Source organism: Pseudomonas sp. B16(2017), from assembly GCF_002113205.1.
GTDB lineage: Bacteria > Pseudomonadota > Gammaproteobacteria > Pseudomonadales > Pseudomonadaceae > Aquipseudomonas > Aquipseudomonas pharyngis.
Genome location: NZ_NEKA01000013.1, coordinates 96,057 through 111,007 on the forward strand (window position 1 = coordinate 96,057; position 14,951 = coordinate 111,007).

Consider the following 14,951-nt stretch of genomic DNA (forward strand, 5'->3'; position numbering starts at 1 on the left):
TGCGGCAGTTTACTGGGTTTCGCGGGTTAAACCCATGTCCGCCGTCTGTATGGCCGGGCCGTAGCCTTCGATGAACTCGGCAGGCATGCGCTTGGGCCTGCCGGTGGACAGCTCGATGCAGACGAAGGTGGTCTGGGCGCGCAGCAGCGTGGCGTTGTCGCTGGGGCGGATCAGCTGGAAGTGACGGGTCATTTTCAGGCGCTGATCCCAATCGACGATCCAGGTCGCCAGTTGCAGTTCATCGCCTTCGTAGGCAGCGGCCAGGTAATCGATTTCATGTCGCACCACGGCCATCGCCCGATCCAGACGCCGGTACTCGACCAGATCCAGGCCCAGGCGCTGCGAGTGGCGCCAGGCACAACGCTCGAGCCAGGTCACGTAGACCGCGTTGTTGGCGTGGCCCAGCCCGTCGATGTCCTCGGCGCCCACTTGCAGATCAATGGTAAATGGCGTTGCCCGATCCCAGCCCATGCCCTACTCCCGGTCAGATGATTCAACCGGGGCAGTGTAACGGATGACTACGCCGATTGCCGCGCCTGAAGGCTGCGCCCGGCCAGCAGTGATAACACGCCATCAATCACTCGGGGGTCGGCCAGCACGCGCTGATGGCCGCCGGCTTCCAGGCGCAGCAGGCGACTGTCGAACCAGGATTCGTGGATCAATTGGGATTCCTTGACCGAGACGAAGGTGTCGTCCTCGGCATGCACGATCAGGCCTGGCATATCCAGTTGATAGTGCGCGACATCAAGGGTGGCGGCGCGCATGCCGACGTCCTGTTCGACCTGACGAATGAACGCCGAGCGAGCCCTGGGCGGCATGCCGACATAACGGGCAAACCCGCGCAACACCCCGAGAATCCGCGCCGGAGCGGCAATGCTCACGAGGGTTTCGGTGCGCAATCCTAATTGCACCGCCAGCATGGCGCTGGCGCCGCCCATGGAGTGACCGATGACAGCCTGCAACGGAGGCAATTCGGCAGCGGCTTCAAGCATCGCTCGAGCGAACAGGACCACGTTGGCTTCACGCCCCGGCGAGCGACCGTGAGCCGGGCCATCAAGCGCGACAACGGTGTAACCCGCTTCAACCAGCGCGGTGATCAACGCGGCAAACTGGGTGGGCCGCCCTTCCCAGCCGTGCATCAGCAAAACAGTCGGGCCTTGCCCCCAGCGCAGGGCCGAAAGACCGAAGCGCAAGGTGATGCGTTCGGATTTCGCCAGCAGCGGCAATTCCCAGTCCCTCGGTTTATTCACGCGCGGCGTCATGAACGCCAACCGCATTTTGCTCGCCACCAGTTTCGGTGCGAACCAGCCCAAGGTGCCATTAACGCCGCGAACCCACTTCAACGTGCTCATCGCTCTCTCCCCGGGCTTGTAGCCTTCAGGTCAACGCACCGCCGACTTGGCGGCGCGCAGCAATCGATCGGATAAATCCCCAGGACCCAACGCCCTCGCGAGCGCCAGGCCACCCACCATCAAGGCCACGTCGGCTAACGCTTTGTCGGTGTCTTCCGGCGCTGCGGCCAACTGCGCAATCATCAATTCCAAGTGTTCGTTCAACGCGATCCGAAAGGCCTCCGGCAGACGGCCCAGCTCACCAATGGAGGCCGGAATCGGGCAGGCCGAATCGCTGGAATCGCGATGCTTGCGCGACAGATAGAACGCGGCTACCAGAGCGCGGCGCTCTTCACCGGTCAGCTCGCTATCCATGTCGGCAATCAGGTCGCGACGGCGACCGAGCAATTGCTTGAACGCCTCAAGCATCATGGCGTCCTTGCTTTCGAAGTGGGCATAGAAGCCGCCGACGGTCAGGCCGGCCGCACCCATCACTTCGCCCACGCTCGGTTCAGCCGGACCGCGCTGGATCAGTGCAGCACTGGCGGCCTTGAGAATGCGTTCGCGGGTTTGAGCTTTCTTGTCGTTCATCGTCGCCTCCGAATATTACGATAGCAATATTATTCTCATAATAATATTCCGCAAGTCACACGCGTGACCGCTGGTCTGAAGCACAGTGTTAAGGAAAAAGAGGATTTGGCCAAACGCCAGACAAACAAAAGGGCCATTCAATAATTGAATGACCCTTATAAAATCCCGCAGAGCGGGTAATCGTGGCGTCCCCTAGGGGACTCGAACCCCTGTTACCGCCGTGAAAGGGCGGTGTCCTAGGCCACTAGACGAAGGGGACACAAACCTTCTATACAACTGATCAGCGCTGAGTACTGATCGATTCAAGGCCGGTGTGGCCAGACCTTGAACTGTAAATTGGTGGAGCTAAGCGGGATCGAACCGCTGACCTCCTGCATGCCATGCAGGCGCTCTCCCAGCTGAGCTATAGCCCCGGATTTTTCGCCTCTCGGCGGAGCGACATCTTGCAACATCGCTTCTGTAAAACTGGCGTCCCCTAGGGGACTCGAACCCCTGTTACCGCCGTGAAAGGGCGGTGTCCTAGGCCACTAGACGAAGGGGACGCAAACCCTTCTATACAACTGATCAACGCTGAGTGTTGATCGCTTCGAAGCCGGTGTGGCCAGGCTTCGAAGTGTAAATTGGTGGAGCTAGACGGGATCGAACCGTCGACCTCTTGCATGCCATGCAAGCGCTCTCCCAGCTGAGCTATAGCCCCTCATCGTTGATGTCATCGCTGAGGACGGGGCGAATCTTAAGGGCGTATCGAAAGGCTGTCAAACTTATTTTTGAAAAAATTCAAAATTTTTTGTCGGCATTACAATCACTTACCGCCCTCCCCCCGTAAATTCGGGGGAAAACACCGAAGGACAGGATCAAAAGATCCTGACCTTCGGCGCGTCCTGCAGAGTCAAACGCAATCAGGCGATGGCGCCCAACAGCTTTTCCCACTCTTTGTTTTCTTTCTTCGACACGCCGCCCAGCAGGTCAATCGCCTGGCGCAGACGGAAACGGGTCAGGTCCGGCCCGAGGATTTCCATCGCATCGAGCACCGACACCGAACTCGCCTGCCCTGTGATCGCAGCAAACATCAGCGGCATCGCATCACGCAGCTTGAGCTCGAGGGATTCGACCACCGCCTGAATCGTCGCGGTGATGCTGTCCTTCTCCCACTGACGCAGGCTTTCCAGCTTCCACAGGATCAACTGCATCAACTGACGAACCTGATCGCCCGACAGCTTTTTCGATTCGAACAGCTTGGCATCCGGGTTCACGCCACCGGCGAAGAAGAATCCGGCCAGCGGTGCAACCTGGCTGAAGGTTTCGACACGGCCCTGAACGTGCGGCGCGATCTTCATCATGTATTCGGAATTGAACGCCCACTTCTGTACGCGAGCGGCGAACTCTTCCACCGGCAGATCACGCAGCCACTGGCCGTTGAGCCACGACAGTTTCTCGATGTCGAAAATCGGCCCGCCCAGCGACACGCGCTTGAGGTCGAAGTTGTCGACCATTTCCTGCAGCGAGAACTTCTCGCGCTCGTCCGGCATCGACCAGCCCATGCGGCCCAGGTAGTTGAGCATCGCCTCAGGCATGAAACCCATGCGCTCGTAGAATGTCACCGAAGTCGGGTTCTTGCGCTTGGACAACTTGCTCTTGTCCGGGTTACGCAGCAGCGGCATGTAGCACAGCTCCGGCTGTTCCCAGCCGAAGTATTCGTAAAGCAGGATCAGTTTCGGCGCCGACGGCAGCCATTCTTCGCCGCGCAGCACGTGGGTGATGCCCATCAGGTGATCGTCGACTACGTTGGCCAGGAAGTACGTCGGCAGGCCGTCGGTCTTCATCAGCACTTGCATGTCCATGCGATCCCACGGGATCTCGACATCGCCACGCAGCATGTCCGGCACCACGCAGACGCCTTCACTCGGCACCTTCATGCGGATCACGTGCGGCTCGCCGGCAGCCAGGCGACGGGCGACTTCTTCCTTGGACAGCAGCAGCGCGCGGCCGTCGTAACGCGGGGTTTCGCCGCGAGCCATTTGCTCGGCGCGCATCTGGTCCAGTTCTTCAGCGGTGCAGAAGCACGGGAAGGCGTGGCCCATGTCGACCAGCTGCTGGCAGTACTTCTGGTAGATATCGCCGCGCTCGCTCTGACGGTAAGGACCGTGCGGACCGCCGACGTCCGGGCCTTCGCTCCAGTCGATACCCAGCCAGCGCAGGGCGTCGAAGATCTGCTGTTCGGACTCGCGGGTCGAACGCAACTGATCGGTGTCTTCGATCCGCAGGATGAACTCACCGCCGTGCTGCTTGGCAAAGCAGTAGTTGAACAGTGCGATGTAAGCGGTACCTACGTGGGGATCCCCGGTAGGCGATGGCGCGATGCGAGTGCGGACGGTGGTCATGGCATGTCTCGAAAAGAATGAAAAGCAAAGAACGATCAAGCGGCGAATGGTAACAGGCGACACCCGCCCCGCTCCAGCGGGCAGGGCATTTAAGCCAAGGTTGCGTCTGGAACGCCCGTTGGCCGTGGTGAATGGCCGAATATCAACAGACGGCATTTACCGCTCATCGGCTGTGTGCCAGATTCGCCTGCTGATAACTTTCCTTACAATTCCTCGACTACAGTTTGCCCATGCCTGCCCAACTCAAGCGTCGTCTGTTCATTTTCCTGTTGCTGGTCCTGCTGATTGCCGGGGGCTTTTTGGCCCATTGGTTTTTCAAGGGACGCTTTTATGAAAGCACCGACAACGCCTATGTCCAGGGTGAAATCACCCGCGTGTCGAGCCAGTTGAGCGCACGCATCGAGGAAGTGCTGGTGCAGGACAACCAGCATGTGGAAAAAGGCCAGTTGCTGATTCGTCTCGAACCGAATGATTTCCGCCTCGCCGTCGATCGCGCCAATGCCGCCCTCGCCACCCGCGAAGCCGAACGCCTGCAGGCCCAGAGCAAATTAACTCAGCAATCGAGCCTGATCGCCGCCAGCGATGCACAAGTGGCAACCACACAAGCCACCCTCGGGCGCTCGCAGATGGATTTGTCGCGGGCAGAAACCCTGCGTAAACCCGGCTACGTCTCCGAGGAGCGGGTCACCACCCTCTCCGCCGACGCCCACATCGCCCGTTCGCAAGTGGCCAAGGCCCAGGCCGATGCCCAGAGCCAGCGCCAGCAGGTCAACGCGCTGACCGCCGAGATCAAACGCCTCGATGCGCAGATTGCCAACGCCCGCGCCGACCTCGCCCAAGCCGAACTGAACCTGACCCGCAGCGAAATCCACGCACCGATCAGCGGCCTGATCGGCCAGCGTGCCGCGCGCAATGGTCAGGTGGTGCAGGCCGGCGCCTATCTGCTTTCAATCGTTCCGGACGAAGACATCTGGGTGCAGGCCAATTTCAAGGAAACCCAGATCGGTCACATGCAGCCGGGCCAGAAAGCCGAGCTGCTTTTCGATGCCTACGGCGATACGCCGATCGAGGCCCGGGTCGACAGCCTGTTCGCCGCCTCCGGCGCGCAGTTCAGCCTGTTGCCGCCGGACAACGCCACCGGCAACTTCACCAAGGTCGTGCAGCGGATTCCGGTCAAGCTGACCTTCAAGGCCGATAACCCGCTGCACGGCAAGATCCGTCCGGGCATGTCCGTCACCGCCACCGTGAACATCAAAGACGCCCCGGACAATGGCCGGTGATTCACTGATCCGCCCGGTCGGCGAACCGACCCGGCGGGACTGGATCGCGGTGATGAGCGTAATGCTCGGCGCCTTCATGGCGGTGCTCGACATCCAGATCACCAACTCCTCGCTCAAGGATATTCAGGGCGCCCTGTCGGCGACGCTGGAAGAAGGCTCGTGGATTTCGACGTCTTATCTGGTGGCGGAAATCATCATGATCCCGCTGACCGCCTGGCTGGTGCAGTTGCTGTCGGCACGGCGGCTGGCGGTGTGGGTGTCGCTGGGGTTTCTGATTTCGTCGCTGCTGTGCTCAATGGCCTGGAGCCTGGAGAGCATGATCGTGTTTCGCGCCATGCAGGGCTTCACCGGCGGCGCGCTGATCCCGCTGGCATTCACCCTGACCCTGATCAAACTCCCCGAACATCACCGCGCCAAAGGCATGGCGATGTTTGCCATGACCGCTACCTTCGCCCCGTCCATCGGACCGACCCTCGGCGGCTGGCTCACGGAGAACTGGGGCTGGGAATACATCTTCTATATCAACATCCCGCCGGGGCTGATCATGATCGCCGGGCTGATGTACGGGCTGGAGAAGAAAGAAGCGCACTGGGAGCTGCTGAAAAGCACCGATTACACCGGCATTCTCACCCTGGGTATCGGCCTCGGTTGCCTGCAGGTTTTTCTTGAGGAAGGCCATCGCAAGGACTGGCTCGAGTCGAGCCTGATCGTGACGTTGGGCAGCATCGCCCTGCTGAGCCTGATCACCTTTGTGATCGTGCAGATTTCCAAGCCCAATCCGCTGATCAACCTGGGTATCCTGCGCAACCGCAATTTCGGGCTGTCGAGTATTTCCAGCCTCGGCATGGGCGTTGGGCTGTACGGTTCGATCTATCTGCTGCCGCTCTATTTGGCGCAGATCCAGAACTACAACGCCCTGCAGATCGGCGAAGTGATCATGTGGATGGGCGTGCCGCAGCTGTTTCTGATTCCGCTGGTGCCGAAACTGATGAAATTCGTCTCGCCGAAATGGCTGTGCACGATCGGATTCGGCCTGTTCGGGCTGGCGAGTTTTTCCTCCGGCGTGCTCAACCCGGATTTCGCCGGGCCGCAGTTCAACCAGATCCAGATCATCCGCGCACTGGGCCAGCCGCTGATCATGGTGACCATTTCGCTGATCGCCACGGCGTACATCCTGCCGCAGGACGCGGGCTCGGCATCGAGCCTGTTCAACATTTTGCGCAACCTCGGCGGCGCCATCGGCATCGCTCTGCTCGCCACCCTGCTGGATGCGCGCACCAAGACCTACTTCGATTACCTGCGTGAAGCGGTGGTGCCGACCAATCCGCAGGTGGCCGAACGCCTGGCGTCGATGACTGATCGGTTCGGCAGTGACACGGCGGCGCTGGGCAAGTTGAGCGAGATCGTGCATCAGCAGGCGCTGATCATGGCCTACAACGATGCGTTTCATTTTGTCGGGATTGCGCTGGGGATCAGCATGTTGGCGATTTTGCTGACCAAGAAACTGCCTGCCGGACTGAAGGCCGGCGAGGCACATTAACCTTGAGCGGACGCAGAGCGTCCAGGGCTGCATTCCCACGCAGAGCGTGGGAACGATCCGTTAAACGGCCAACAGCCGCTCACGCAGCTTGGCGATTTCGTCGCGCATCTGCGCCGCGGCTTCGAATTCCAGGTCGCGGGCCAGCTGATACATCTTCTCTTCCAGTTGACGGATGCGCTTGGTGATCTCGCTCGGTGAGCGCAGTTCGGCTTCGTACTTGGCGTTTTCTTCGGCGGCCTTGGCCATGCCTTTGCGCTTCTTGCTGCGCGAACCGGGCACGGTGGCGCCTTCCATGATGTCGGCGACGTCCTTGAACACGCCCTTCGGCGTGATGCCGTTGGCCAGGTTGAAGGCAATCTGCTTGTCGCGACGGCGCTCGGTTTCGCCGATGGCCCGCTCCATCGAACCGGTGATGCGATCCGCGTAGAGAATCGCCCGGCCATTGAGGTTACGCGCCGCCCGGCCGATGGTCTGGATCAGCGACCGCTCGGAACGCAGGAAACCTTCCTTGTCCGCGTCGAGAATCGCCACCAGCGACACTTCCGGCATGTCCAGACCTTCACGCAGCAGGTTGATCCCCACCAGCACATCAAAAGTACCCAGACGCAGGTCGCGGATGATTTCCACCCGCTCGACGGTGTCGATGTCCGAGTGCAGATAACGCACACGCACACCGTGATCGGCCAGGTAATCGGTCAGATCTTCGGCCATGCGCTTGGTCAGCGTGGTGACCAGCACTCGCTCCTCTACCGCGACGCGCTTGGTGATTTCCGAGAGCAGATCGTCGACCTGTGTCAGCGCCGGGCGCACTTCAACCTGCGGGTCGACCAGACCGGTCGGGCGCACAACCTGTTCGATCACCCGGCCGGCGTGTTCGGCTTCGTAGTTGCCGGGCGTGGCCGAGACGAAAATCGTCTGCGGGCTGACCCCTTCCCACTCGTCGAAGCGCATCGGCCGGTTGTCCAGCGCCGATGGCAGGCGGAAGCCGTATTCCACCAGGGTCTCTTTACGCGAGCGGTCGCCCTTATACATCGCGCCGACCTGCGGCACGCTGACGTGGGATTCGTCGATCACCAGCAAGGCGTCGGCCGGCAGGTAATCGTAGAGCGTCGGCGGCGCCGCACCGGCCGGACGCCCCGACAGATAGCGCGAGTAGTTTTCGATGCCGTTGCAATAACCGAGTTCGAGGATCATCTCCAGGTCGAATCGGGTGCGCTGTTCCAGGCGCTGGGCTTCCACCAGTTTGTTGTTGTTGCGCAGATACTCCAGGCGCTCCTGCAACTCGACCTTGATCCCCTCGATGGCGTCGAGCAGGGTTTCCCGAGGCGTCACGTAGTGGCTTTTCGGATAGAAGGTGAAGCGCGGCAGCTTGCGGATGACCTCGCCGGTCAGCGGGTCGAACGCGGAAATGCTCTCCACTTCGTCATCGAACAACTCGATGCGGATCGCTTCGAGGTCGGATTCCGCCGGGTAGATGTCGATCACATCGCCGCGCACCCGGAAAGTCGCCCGGGCGAAATCCATGTCGTTGCGGGTGTATTGCAGGTCGGCCAGCCGCCGCACCAGCGCACGCTGGTCGAGCTTGTCGCCGCGATCGACGTGCAAGACCATTTTCAAATAGGTTTCCGGACTGCCCAGACCGTAGATGCACGAGACCGTGGTGACGATGATCGCGTCCTTGCGCTCCAGCAACGCCTTGGTCGCTGACAGGCGCATCTGCTCGATGTGGTCGTTGATCGACGCATCCTTCTCGATGAAGGTGTCGGACGACGGAACATAGGCTTCGGGCTGGTAGTAGTCGTAGTAGGAAACGAAGTACTCGACGGCGTTGTTCGGGAAGAATGACTTGAACTCGCCGTACAACTGCGCGGCCAGCGTCTTGTTCGGCGCCAGCACCAGGGTCGGGCGCTGCACCTGGGCGATGACGTTGGCGATGCTGAAGGTCTTGCCCGACCCGGTCACCCCGAGCAGCGTCTGGTGCGACAGCCCGGCTTCGATGCCTTCGACCATCAGGCGAATGGCTTCGGGTTGATCGCCGGCGGGGTCGAAACGGGTGACGAGCTGGAATTCAGACATAAACACCTCTGGAATCGCGACGCTGCTGGCAAACCGCAGCACCACGAGAATGACCGCAAACGACCGATGTCGCGCAAGAAAAAACGAAGATTGTGCTGAATGTGGAGCCGATTGCCTCGCCTTTCAAGGCAAACGTCCTACATCCGGTAAAGTCTCCGACAGATCCATTCGACTAACGGTCGAGAAATAATCGGAAAAACTTACCTTAAAAGCCGATTCGCCTGTCGCCATTGATCGATGATGGCCTCTATACTAGCTCCCCGTTTGTGCACCGCTCTAGTGCATTCGGCTGGAGCGCCACACGTCCCTCCACTCTCCATTAGAGCTGCCGTAAAAATGAGCCTGTTCTCCGCTGTCGAAATGGCACCCCGCGATCCAATCCTGGGCCTCAACGAAGCATTCAACGCCGATACCCGGACCAATAAGGTCAACCTCGGGGTGGGTGTGTACTGCAACGAAGAGGGGCGAATTCCACTCCTGCGCGCCGTCATCGAAGCCGAAACCCTTCGCGCCGCTCAGCACGCCTCGCGCGGCTACCTGCCGATCGACGGCATCGCGGCCTACGACCAGGCCGTGCAAAAGCTGCTGTTCGGCAATGATTCGCCACTGCTGGCGGCTGGCCGCGTTGTCACCACCCAGGCCGTCGGCGGGACCGGTGCACTGAAAATCGGTGCCGACTTCCTCAAGCAACTGCTGCCAAATGCCGTTGTGGCCATCAGCGACCCGAGCTGGGAAAACCACCGCGCGCTGTTCGAAACCGCTGGTTTCCCGGTGCAGAACTACCGCTACTACGACGCCGCCACCCACGACGTGAACCGTGCCGGCCTGCTCGAAGACCTCAACGCCCTGCCGAATGGCTCGATCGTCGTGCTGCACGCCTGCTGCCACAACCCGACCGGCGTCGACCTGAGCCCGACGGACTGGAACAACGTGCTGGAAGCGGTCAAGGCCAAAGGTCACGTGCCGTTCCTCGACATGGCTTACCAGGGTTTCGGTGACGGCATCGCCGAAGACGCCGCTGCCGTGCGTCTGTTTGCCGAATCCGGCCTGACCTTCTTCGTATCGAGCTCGTTCTCCAAGTCGTTCTCGCTGTACGGCGAGCGCGTCGGTGCGCTGTCGATCATCAGCGAATCGAAAGAAGAAAGCGCCCGCGTCCTGTCGCAAGTCAAACGCGTGATCCGCACCAACTACTCCAACCCGCCGACCCATGGCGCAAGCATCGTTGCCGCGGTGCTGAACAGCCCGGAACTGCGCGCTCAGTGGGAAGCCGAACTGGCTGAAATGCGCCTGCGCATTCGCGGCATGCGCGAGCAGATGGTTGCTCTGCTGGCCAAGAAAGCCCCGCAGCGTGACTTCAGCTTCGTCGGTCGTCAGCGCGGCATGTTCTCTTACTCCGGCCTGACCACCGAACAGGTTCATCGCCTGCGCAACGAGTTCGGCATCTACGCCCTGGACACCGGCCGCATCTGCGTCGCTGCGCTGAACCAGAGCAACATCGAAGCCGTGACGGACGCCATCGTTCAGGTCATCTGATCCGGCGCCGCACTGAAAACGGGAAGCCTTCGCGCTTCCCGTTTTTTATTTGTCTGAAGAAAAGCCGCTACACCCTCTAGACTGCACCCAAACGATATTTCAGAGAGACGACATGAAAAACGATGACCTGCGCGCTGACCGCGACGATCTGGATGACTTCATCCCCCGCGCCCCGGCCAAACGCGGCAACAACCTGGTGCTGCAAGTCGCGGCCGGGGTGTTTCTCGGCGGGCTGGCGCTGTGGCTGGTGCAACTGGGTGCGACGATGCTGTACGCCAAACTGATGCTCGGCACCTTCACGTTCGGCGGTTAAGCCAGTTCCGCTGCACGCTGAGTCGCCGCATCGTCATAAACGACGTAGAGCGATTCGGCGATCTGGCTCTTGATGGCCTTGGTGCTTTCCAGGCCGAGGACAAAACCTTCGGCCTTGCCGCCTGCGCGGTTCAGCTCTTCAGCCGTACCGGCCTGAGTGATCGCGTCGTAAAGCTTTTCGGCATGTGGGCCAACGCCTTTGGGCAGGCTGATTTGCGCGGTGCTCATGCGAACACCTCGACAGGACAATGGGTGAGGATGGGACTATTCATGGCGCGTACCTTTTCGGCGAATGGCCGGCAGCGCGTGTGACCACTTCCGGGCGGCCATGGTAGACCTCTGGTGGAGTTCTGGTAACCGCCAATCGCCGATAAACCGCCGCCCGTCCTGACCTTTCCAACAAATTTACATCTCGCGCTTGACTAGTCTTTTTAAATCAGTAACATACGCACCAATTCCGCAATAGCTCAGTTGGTAGAGCAAGTGACTGTTAATCACTGGGTCCCTGGTTCGAGTCCAGGTTGTGGAGCCAAATACAGAGCCCCTGAATCGAAAGATTCAGGGGCTTTTTAGTGGGCGCTGAAAAAAACGGCGACATAGAAAAAGGGCCGATCAGTTTTCCAGCTGATCGGCCCTTTTCATTCAACTACAACGGTCAGACGTGCTCGCTGCTCTTGGCATGTGCCTTCGGTACGCCATGACCGTGATCCGCATCCGGATCGATCACCGGCACTTCATTGCCGTCGCAGTCATGCAGCTTGCCGTCGCTGAAGTAGTCGCCTTCACGCAGCGCTGCCAGATCGCGATAACGCAGGGTCCGCTCTTCTGCCGCCGCAAACACCGACTGCTGATCCGAGTTACCCGCTGTGAAGTGGTTGAACGCCAGGTTCAGCAGGATCGCCATGATCGCCGACGAGCTGATGCCCGAATGGAAAATGGTCGCGAACCAACTCGGGAAGTGATCATAGAAGTTCGGTGCGGCAATCGGGATCATGCCGAAACCGATCGAGGTGGCGACGATGATCAGGTTGACGTTGTTGCGGTAATCGACCTTGGACAGCGTGCGGATGCCACTCGCCGCCACGGTGCCGAACAGCACGATACCGGCGCCGCCGAGTACCGAGGTCGGCACGGCTGCGATGACCCGGCCCATGAACGGCAGCAGGCCGAGGACCACCAGGAAGATACCGCCGGTCGCCACCACATAGCGGCTCTTGATCCCGGTCACCGCCACCAGCCCGACGTTCTGGGCGAAGGCGCTTTGGGTGAACGAGCCGAAGATCGGTGCAAACATGCTCGATAGCATGTCCGCCCGCAGGCCGTTGCCCAGACGCTTGGAGTCGACCTTGGTGCCGATGATTTCACCGACCGCCAGGATGTCCGCCGAGGTTTCCACCAGAGTCACCATGACCACGATGCACATCGACAGGATCGCAGCGAAGTGGAAGGTCGGCATGCCGAAATGGAACGGCGTCGGGAAGCCGAACATCGGGCCCTGGGTGACGCTGGAGAAGTCCGCCATGCCGAGGAACACCGCCAGCACCGTGCCGATCACCATGGCCAACAGGATCGACAGACGCGAGATGGTCGAGCTGCCGACCTTGCTCAGCAGCAACACCAGCACCAGCGTGACCGCCGCCAGACCGATGTTCTGCATGCTGCCGAAATCAGGGGCGTGACTGTTGCCGCCCATGGCCCAACGTGCGGCCACTGGCATCAGCGTCAGGCCGATGGTGGTGATCACAATGCCGGTTACCAGCGGCGGGAAGAACTTGGTGATTCGCGAGAACACCGGCGTGATCAGCAAACCGATCAACGACGCGGCTATCACCGCGCCGAGCACCGACTGGAAGCCGCCCTCCCCGCCACTGCTGACAATCGCCACCATGGTGGCAACGCCAGAGAACGACACGCCCTGCACCAGCGGCAACTGACAGCCGAAAAACGGTAAACCCAGGGTTTGCAGCAACGTGGCCAGTCCCCCCGCAAACAATGAAGCAGCAATCAACAGACCGATGTCCGCCGGCGAAAGCCCGGCGGCCTGACCGATGATCAGTGGCACCGCGACGATACCGCCATACATGGTCAGAACGTGTTGCAGGCCGTAAGCCATATTCGCGCCGACCCCGAGATTCTCGTCCTCGGGCCGTTGGTGTGAAACATGGGGCGTTTTCATGGTGGGGGAGTTCCCTGGTTTTTGTTATGCACACACTGTATGCAAGAGTCAGGACAAATGTCCATAGACTTGTATACAACTTGTCAGTCACATAATGGTTAGCTAGCCACCCAACCTTCTATCCCGCTGCTTTCATCCCACAAATTCGGCAACACATCCCCAATCGAGTCCACGCTTTATCCGCCTAGGCTGAAGTGTTCACGGCGACCGACGGCGCGGCCGCACTCTTTTTTATACATATAAAGTATGCATAATGAAGTCATTCAAGATTCAGTTCGACAAAAGCAAGAATGCTGCCAACAAACTCAAGCACAGAGGGATCAGCCTCGCCGAGGCCGAACCGGTCTTCTACGACGACCGAGCACTGACCATTGAAGACAACGACCATGACGAGCAACGCTGGATCACACTCGGCAACGACGGCAAAGGACGTTTGTTGGTTGTTGCGTACAGTTACCGCGAACCGAATTTCGTTCGAATCATTTCCGCACGTGTCGCTACACCGAGTGAACGTCGCGAATATTTTCTGGAGGCTGACCGATGAAAGACGAGTACGACTTCTCTCAGGGCAAACGCGGCGCATTGGCGCCCACCAAGGGCAAAACGCGCATCACCATCATGCTTGATGATGCGGTCATCGAAGCGGCACGTGCGGTCGCCGAAGAGGAAGGGTTTGGCTATCAGACGGTAATCAACAACACCCTGCGCCACGCATTGCTTAACAGCCGAGACGCAACCGATGAACTCGAACATTCCAGCGGGCAATTCAAGCAAGGCATCACCGCCACCGACCTCAAGAGCCTTGAGAAAAAACTGTCGGCGGCCGTGAACGAGATCCGGCGGGTGCTGGAACCGGACGTCAAACCGTAGCGTTCAAACTGGCTGAATCAAGCGCGCCAGAGCCTCTCGTGCACCGGGCTGGTGCGGCAAGTGCAGGCCAAATTCCCGTTCCAGCAATTCGATCAGTTCATCGACATCTGTCACTTCGCGCCGCTCGCTCTCGGCGCCGATGCGGTGAATGGCGAAACTGCCGTTATTCAGCGTACGCCGCCAGCCGTCGCCGGTACGCGCCACCATCAGGCGCTGGGCGAATGGTGAGTCCGGGTGGGTCGACACGTACCAGTTGCCGAGGGTGTAATCGATGTCTTCCTGGCGTTGCAGGTCGAACAGGTACATCGGCCGCCATTCGCCGGCGACTTTGGCCCGTAGCATGTAGCCATCGGCCTGCACTTCGATGCGATACGGTTCGTGAGGCGTGGATTGCTCGGCGTCGGTATCCAGCACCAGCGGCGCGGTCGGCACCATGCCGCCGAAGCCGACGTCGGTGATGTAGCGCACGTCGTCAATGGTCACCAGGCTCAAGCGGTGGGTGCGCGCCGTCCAGCTGCCCTCGGGCTGATTCATGACCACTCGCCCGCTGATGCCCCGCGCATCGAACCCCAGCTCCAGCAACAAGGCCAGAAACAGGTTGTTCAGCTCGTAGCAGTAACCGCCACGGGCGTCGTTCAGGACCTTGCGCTCAATGGAGGGCAGATCGATCAGCACAGGTTCGCCACTCAGCGTCGACAAGTTTTCGAAAGCAAAGGCGCCGGTATGGCGCAGTTGCAACAGGCGCAGGGTTTCGAGGGTCGGTGTCGGGGGCGTATCGAATCCCAGGCGTTGCAGATACTGTTTCAGATTCGTCAGGCGTGGCTCGCTCATGGCTGGGTCCTTTTGCATGGGGCGCGGATC

The 14,951-nt window shown here is 60.1% G+C and carries 14 protein-coding genes and 5 tRNA genes; 7 read left to right on the forward strand and 12 right to left on the reverse strand.

Going from position 1 to position 14,951, the window contains the following annotated elements; genetic code table 11:
• Positions 1-9: 9 nt before the first annotated feature.
• The 8 genes from CAG25_RS21540 to gltX all read right to left on the reverse strand — a co-directional run bounded on the left by CAG25_RS21540 (position 10) and on the right by gltX (position 4,303).
• Positions 10-471 carry a thioesterase family protein gene (locus CAG25_RS21540; protein WP_011333342.1) on the reverse strand — a complete coding sequence of 154 codons (462 nt, stop codon included), beginning with the start codon at positions 469-471 and terminating at the stop codon, positions 10-12.
• 47 nt (positions 472-518) lie between these two features.
• Positions 519-1,352: an alpha/beta fold hydrolase gene (locus tag CAG25_RS21545; protein WP_085612829.1), complete on the reverse strand. Its 834-nt coding sequence runs from the start codon at positions 1,350-1,352 to the stop codon at positions 519-521.
• Between the two features lie 30 nt (positions 1,353-1,382).
• Positions 1,383-1,922, reverse strand: coding sequence for a TetR/AcrR family transcriptional regulator (locus CAG25_RS21550; protein ID WP_039770145.1), 540 nt, complete (start codon positions 1,920-1,922; stop codon positions 1,383-1,385).
• Positions 1,923-2,105: 183 nt separating this feature from the next.
• Positions 2,106-2,181: transfer RNA gene (locus CAG25_RS21555), tRNA-Glu, on the reverse strand.
• Between the two features lie 78 nt (positions 2,182-2,259).
• Positions 2,260-2,335: transfer RNA gene (locus tag CAG25_RS21560), tRNA-Ala, on the reverse strand.
• Between the two features lie 53 nt (positions 2,336-2,388).
• Positions 2,389-2,464, reverse strand: a tRNA-Glu gene (locus CAG25_RS21565).
• Between the two features lie 79 nt (positions 2,465-2,543).
• Positions 2,544-2,619 (reverse strand) — tRNA-Ala (locus CAG25_RS21570).
• Positions 2,620-2,821: 202 nt separating this feature from the next.
• Positions 2,822-4,303 carry a glutamate--tRNA ligase gene (gene gltX, locus CAG25_RS21575; RefSeq protein ID WP_007956429.1) on the reverse strand — a complete coding sequence of 494 codons (1,482 nt, stop codon included), beginning with the start codon at positions 4,301-4,303 and terminating at the stop codon, positions 2,822-2,824.
• 230 nt (positions 4,304-4,533) lie between these two features.
• Here gltX and CAG25_RS21580 point away from each other — a divergent pair, with 230 nt between their 5' ends.
• Positions 4,534-5,583, forward strand: a complete 1,050-nt coding sequence (locus CAG25_RS21580; protein WP_085612830.1) for an HlyD family secretion protein — start codon at positions 4,534-4,536, stop codon at positions 5,581-5,583.
• A 49-nt stretch (positions 5,584-5,632) separates the two neighbouring features.
• Positions 5,633-7,123, forward strand: coding sequence for an MDR family MFS transporter (locus tag CAG25_RS21585; RefSeq protein WP_170844900.1), 1,491 nt, complete (start codon positions 5,633-5,635; stop codon positions 7,121-7,123).
• Positions 7,124-7,183: 60 nt separating this feature from the next.
• Here CAG25_RS21585 and uvrB read toward each other — a convergent pair whose 3' ends face one another.
• Entirely contained in the window at positions 7,184-9,199 is a 2,016-nt protein-coding gene (gene uvrB, locus CAG25_RS21590) for an excinuclease ABC subunit UvrB (protein WP_011333338.1), read from the reverse strand.
• Between the two features lie 336 nt (positions 9,200-9,535).
• Here uvrB and CAG25_RS21595 point away from each other — a divergent pair, with 336 nt between their 5' ends.
• Entirely contained in the window at positions 9,536-10,732 is a 1,197-nt protein-coding gene (locus tag CAG25_RS21595) for an amino acid aminotransferase (RefSeq protein WP_085612831.1), read from the forward strand.
• A 112-nt stretch (positions 10,733-10,844) separates the two neighbouring features.
• Positions 10,845-11,045, forward strand: coding sequence for a hypothetical protein (locus tag CAG25_RS21600; RefSeq protein ID WP_007956421.1), 201 nt, complete (start codon positions 10,845-10,847; stop codon positions 11,043-11,045).
• Here CAG25_RS21600 and CAG25_RS21605 read toward each other — a convergent pair.
• A complete protein-coding gene (locus tag CAG25_RS21605) occupies positions 11,042-11,272 on the reverse strand; it encodes a hypothetical protein (protein ID WP_039770137.1) in 231 nt (76 codons plus the stop codon). The two genes, CAG25_RS21600 and CAG25_RS21605, sit on opposite strands and share 4 nt — an antisense overlap.
• A 228-nt stretch (positions 11,273-11,500) precedes the next feature.
• Here CAG25_RS21605 and CAG25_RS21610 point away from each other — a divergent pair.
• Positions 11,501-11,576, forward strand: a tRNA-Asn gene (locus tag CAG25_RS21610).
• A gap of 123 nt (positions 11,577-11,699) precedes the next feature.
• On the opposite strand, the gene CAG25_RS21615 is transcribed toward CAG25_RS21610, so the two are convergent.
• Positions 11,700-13,220, reverse strand: coding sequence for a nucleobase:cation symporter-2 family protein (locus CAG25_RS21615; protein ID WP_085612833.1), 1,521 nt, complete (start codon positions 13,218-13,220; stop codon positions 11,700-11,702).
• Positions 13,221-13,473: 253 nt separating this feature from the next.
• Here CAG25_RS21615 and CAG25_RS21620 point away from each other — a divergent pair, with 253 nt between their 5' ends.
• Positions 13,474-13,764, forward strand: coding sequence for a BrnT family toxin (locus tag CAG25_RS21620; protein ID WP_085612835.1), 291 nt, complete (start codon positions 13,474-13,476; stop codon positions 13,762-13,764).
• Positions 13,761-14,090 carry a BrnA antitoxin family protein gene (locus CAG25_RS21625; RefSeq protein WP_085612837.1) on the forward strand — a complete coding sequence of 110 codons (330 nt, stop codon included), beginning with the start codon at positions 13,761-13,763 and terminating at the stop codon, positions 14,088-14,090. The genes CAG25_RS21620 and CAG25_RS21625 overlap by 4 nt, the downstream gene beginning before the upstream one ends.
• A gap of 3 nt (positions 14,091-14,093) precedes the next feature.
• Here the strand turns inward: CAG25_RS21625 and CAG25_RS21630 are convergent, their stop codons facing one another.
• Positions 14,094-14,921 carry an arylamine N-acetyltransferase gene (locus tag CAG25_RS21630; RefSeq protein ID WP_085612838.1) on the reverse strand — a complete coding sequence of 276 codons (828 nt, stop codon included), beginning with the start codon at positions 14,919-14,921 and terminating at the stop codon, positions 14,094-14,096.
• Positions 14,922-14,951: the final 30 nt, after the last annotated feature.

What these genes read in the sequence shown, in the direction of transcription:
- CAG25_RS21540 (WP_011333342.1), bottom strand. Translation starts at nt 471, where the DNA reads ATGGGCTGGGATCGGGCAACGCCATTTACCATTGATCTGCAAGTGGGC.
- CAG25_RS21545 (WP_085612829.1), bottom strand. Translation starts at nt 1,352, where the DNA reads ATGAGCACGTTGAAGTGGGTTCGCGGCGTTAATGGCACCTTGGGCTGG.
- CAG25_RS21550 (WP_039770145.1), bottom strand. Translation starts at nt 1,922, where the DNA reads ATGAACGACAAGAAAGCTCAAACCCGCGAACGCATTCTCAAGGCCGCC.
- gltX (WP_007956429.1), bottom strand. Translation starts at nt 4,303, where the DNA reads ATGACCACCGTCCGCACTCGCATCGCGCCATCGCCTACCGGGGATCCC.
- CAG25_RS21580 (WP_085612830.1), top strand. Translation starts at nt 4,534, where the DNA reads ATGCCTGCCCAACTCAAGCGTCGTCTGTTCATTTTCCTGTTGCTGGTC.
- uvrB (WP_011333338.1), bottom strand. Translation starts at nt 9,199, where the DNA reads ATGTCTGAATTCCAGCTCGTCACCCGTTTCGACCCCGCCGGCGATCAA.
- CAG25_RS21595 (WP_085612831.1), top strand. Translation starts at nt 9,536, where the DNA reads ATGAGCCTGTTCTCCGCTGTCGAAATGGCACCCCGCGATCCAATCCTG.
- CAG25_RS21600 (WP_007956421.1), top strand. Translation starts at nt 10,845, where the DNA reads ATGAAAAACGATGACCTGCGCGCTGACCGCGACGATCTGGATGACTTC.
- CAG25_RS21605 (WP_039770137.1), bottom strand. Translation starts at nt 11,272, where the DNA reads ATGAGCACCGCGCAAATCAGCCTGCCCAAAGGCGTTGGCCCACATGCC.
- CAG25_RS21615 (WP_085612833.1), bottom strand. Translation starts at nt 13,220, where the DNA reads ATGAAAACGCCCCATGTTTCACACCAACGGCCCGAGGACGAGAATCTC.
- CAG25_RS21620 (WP_085612835.1), top strand. Translation starts at nt 13,474, where the DNA reads ATGAAGTCATTCAAGATTCAGTTCGACAAAAGCAAGAATGCTGCCAAC.
- CAG25_RS21625 (WP_085612837.1), top strand. Translation starts at nt 13,761, where the DNA reads ATGAAAGACGAGTACGACTTCTCTCAGGGCAAACGCGGCGCATTGGCG.
- CAG25_RS21630 (WP_085612838.1), bottom strand. Translation starts at nt 14,921, where the DNA reads ATGAGCGAGCCACGCCTGACGAATCTGAAACAGTATCTGCAACGCCTG.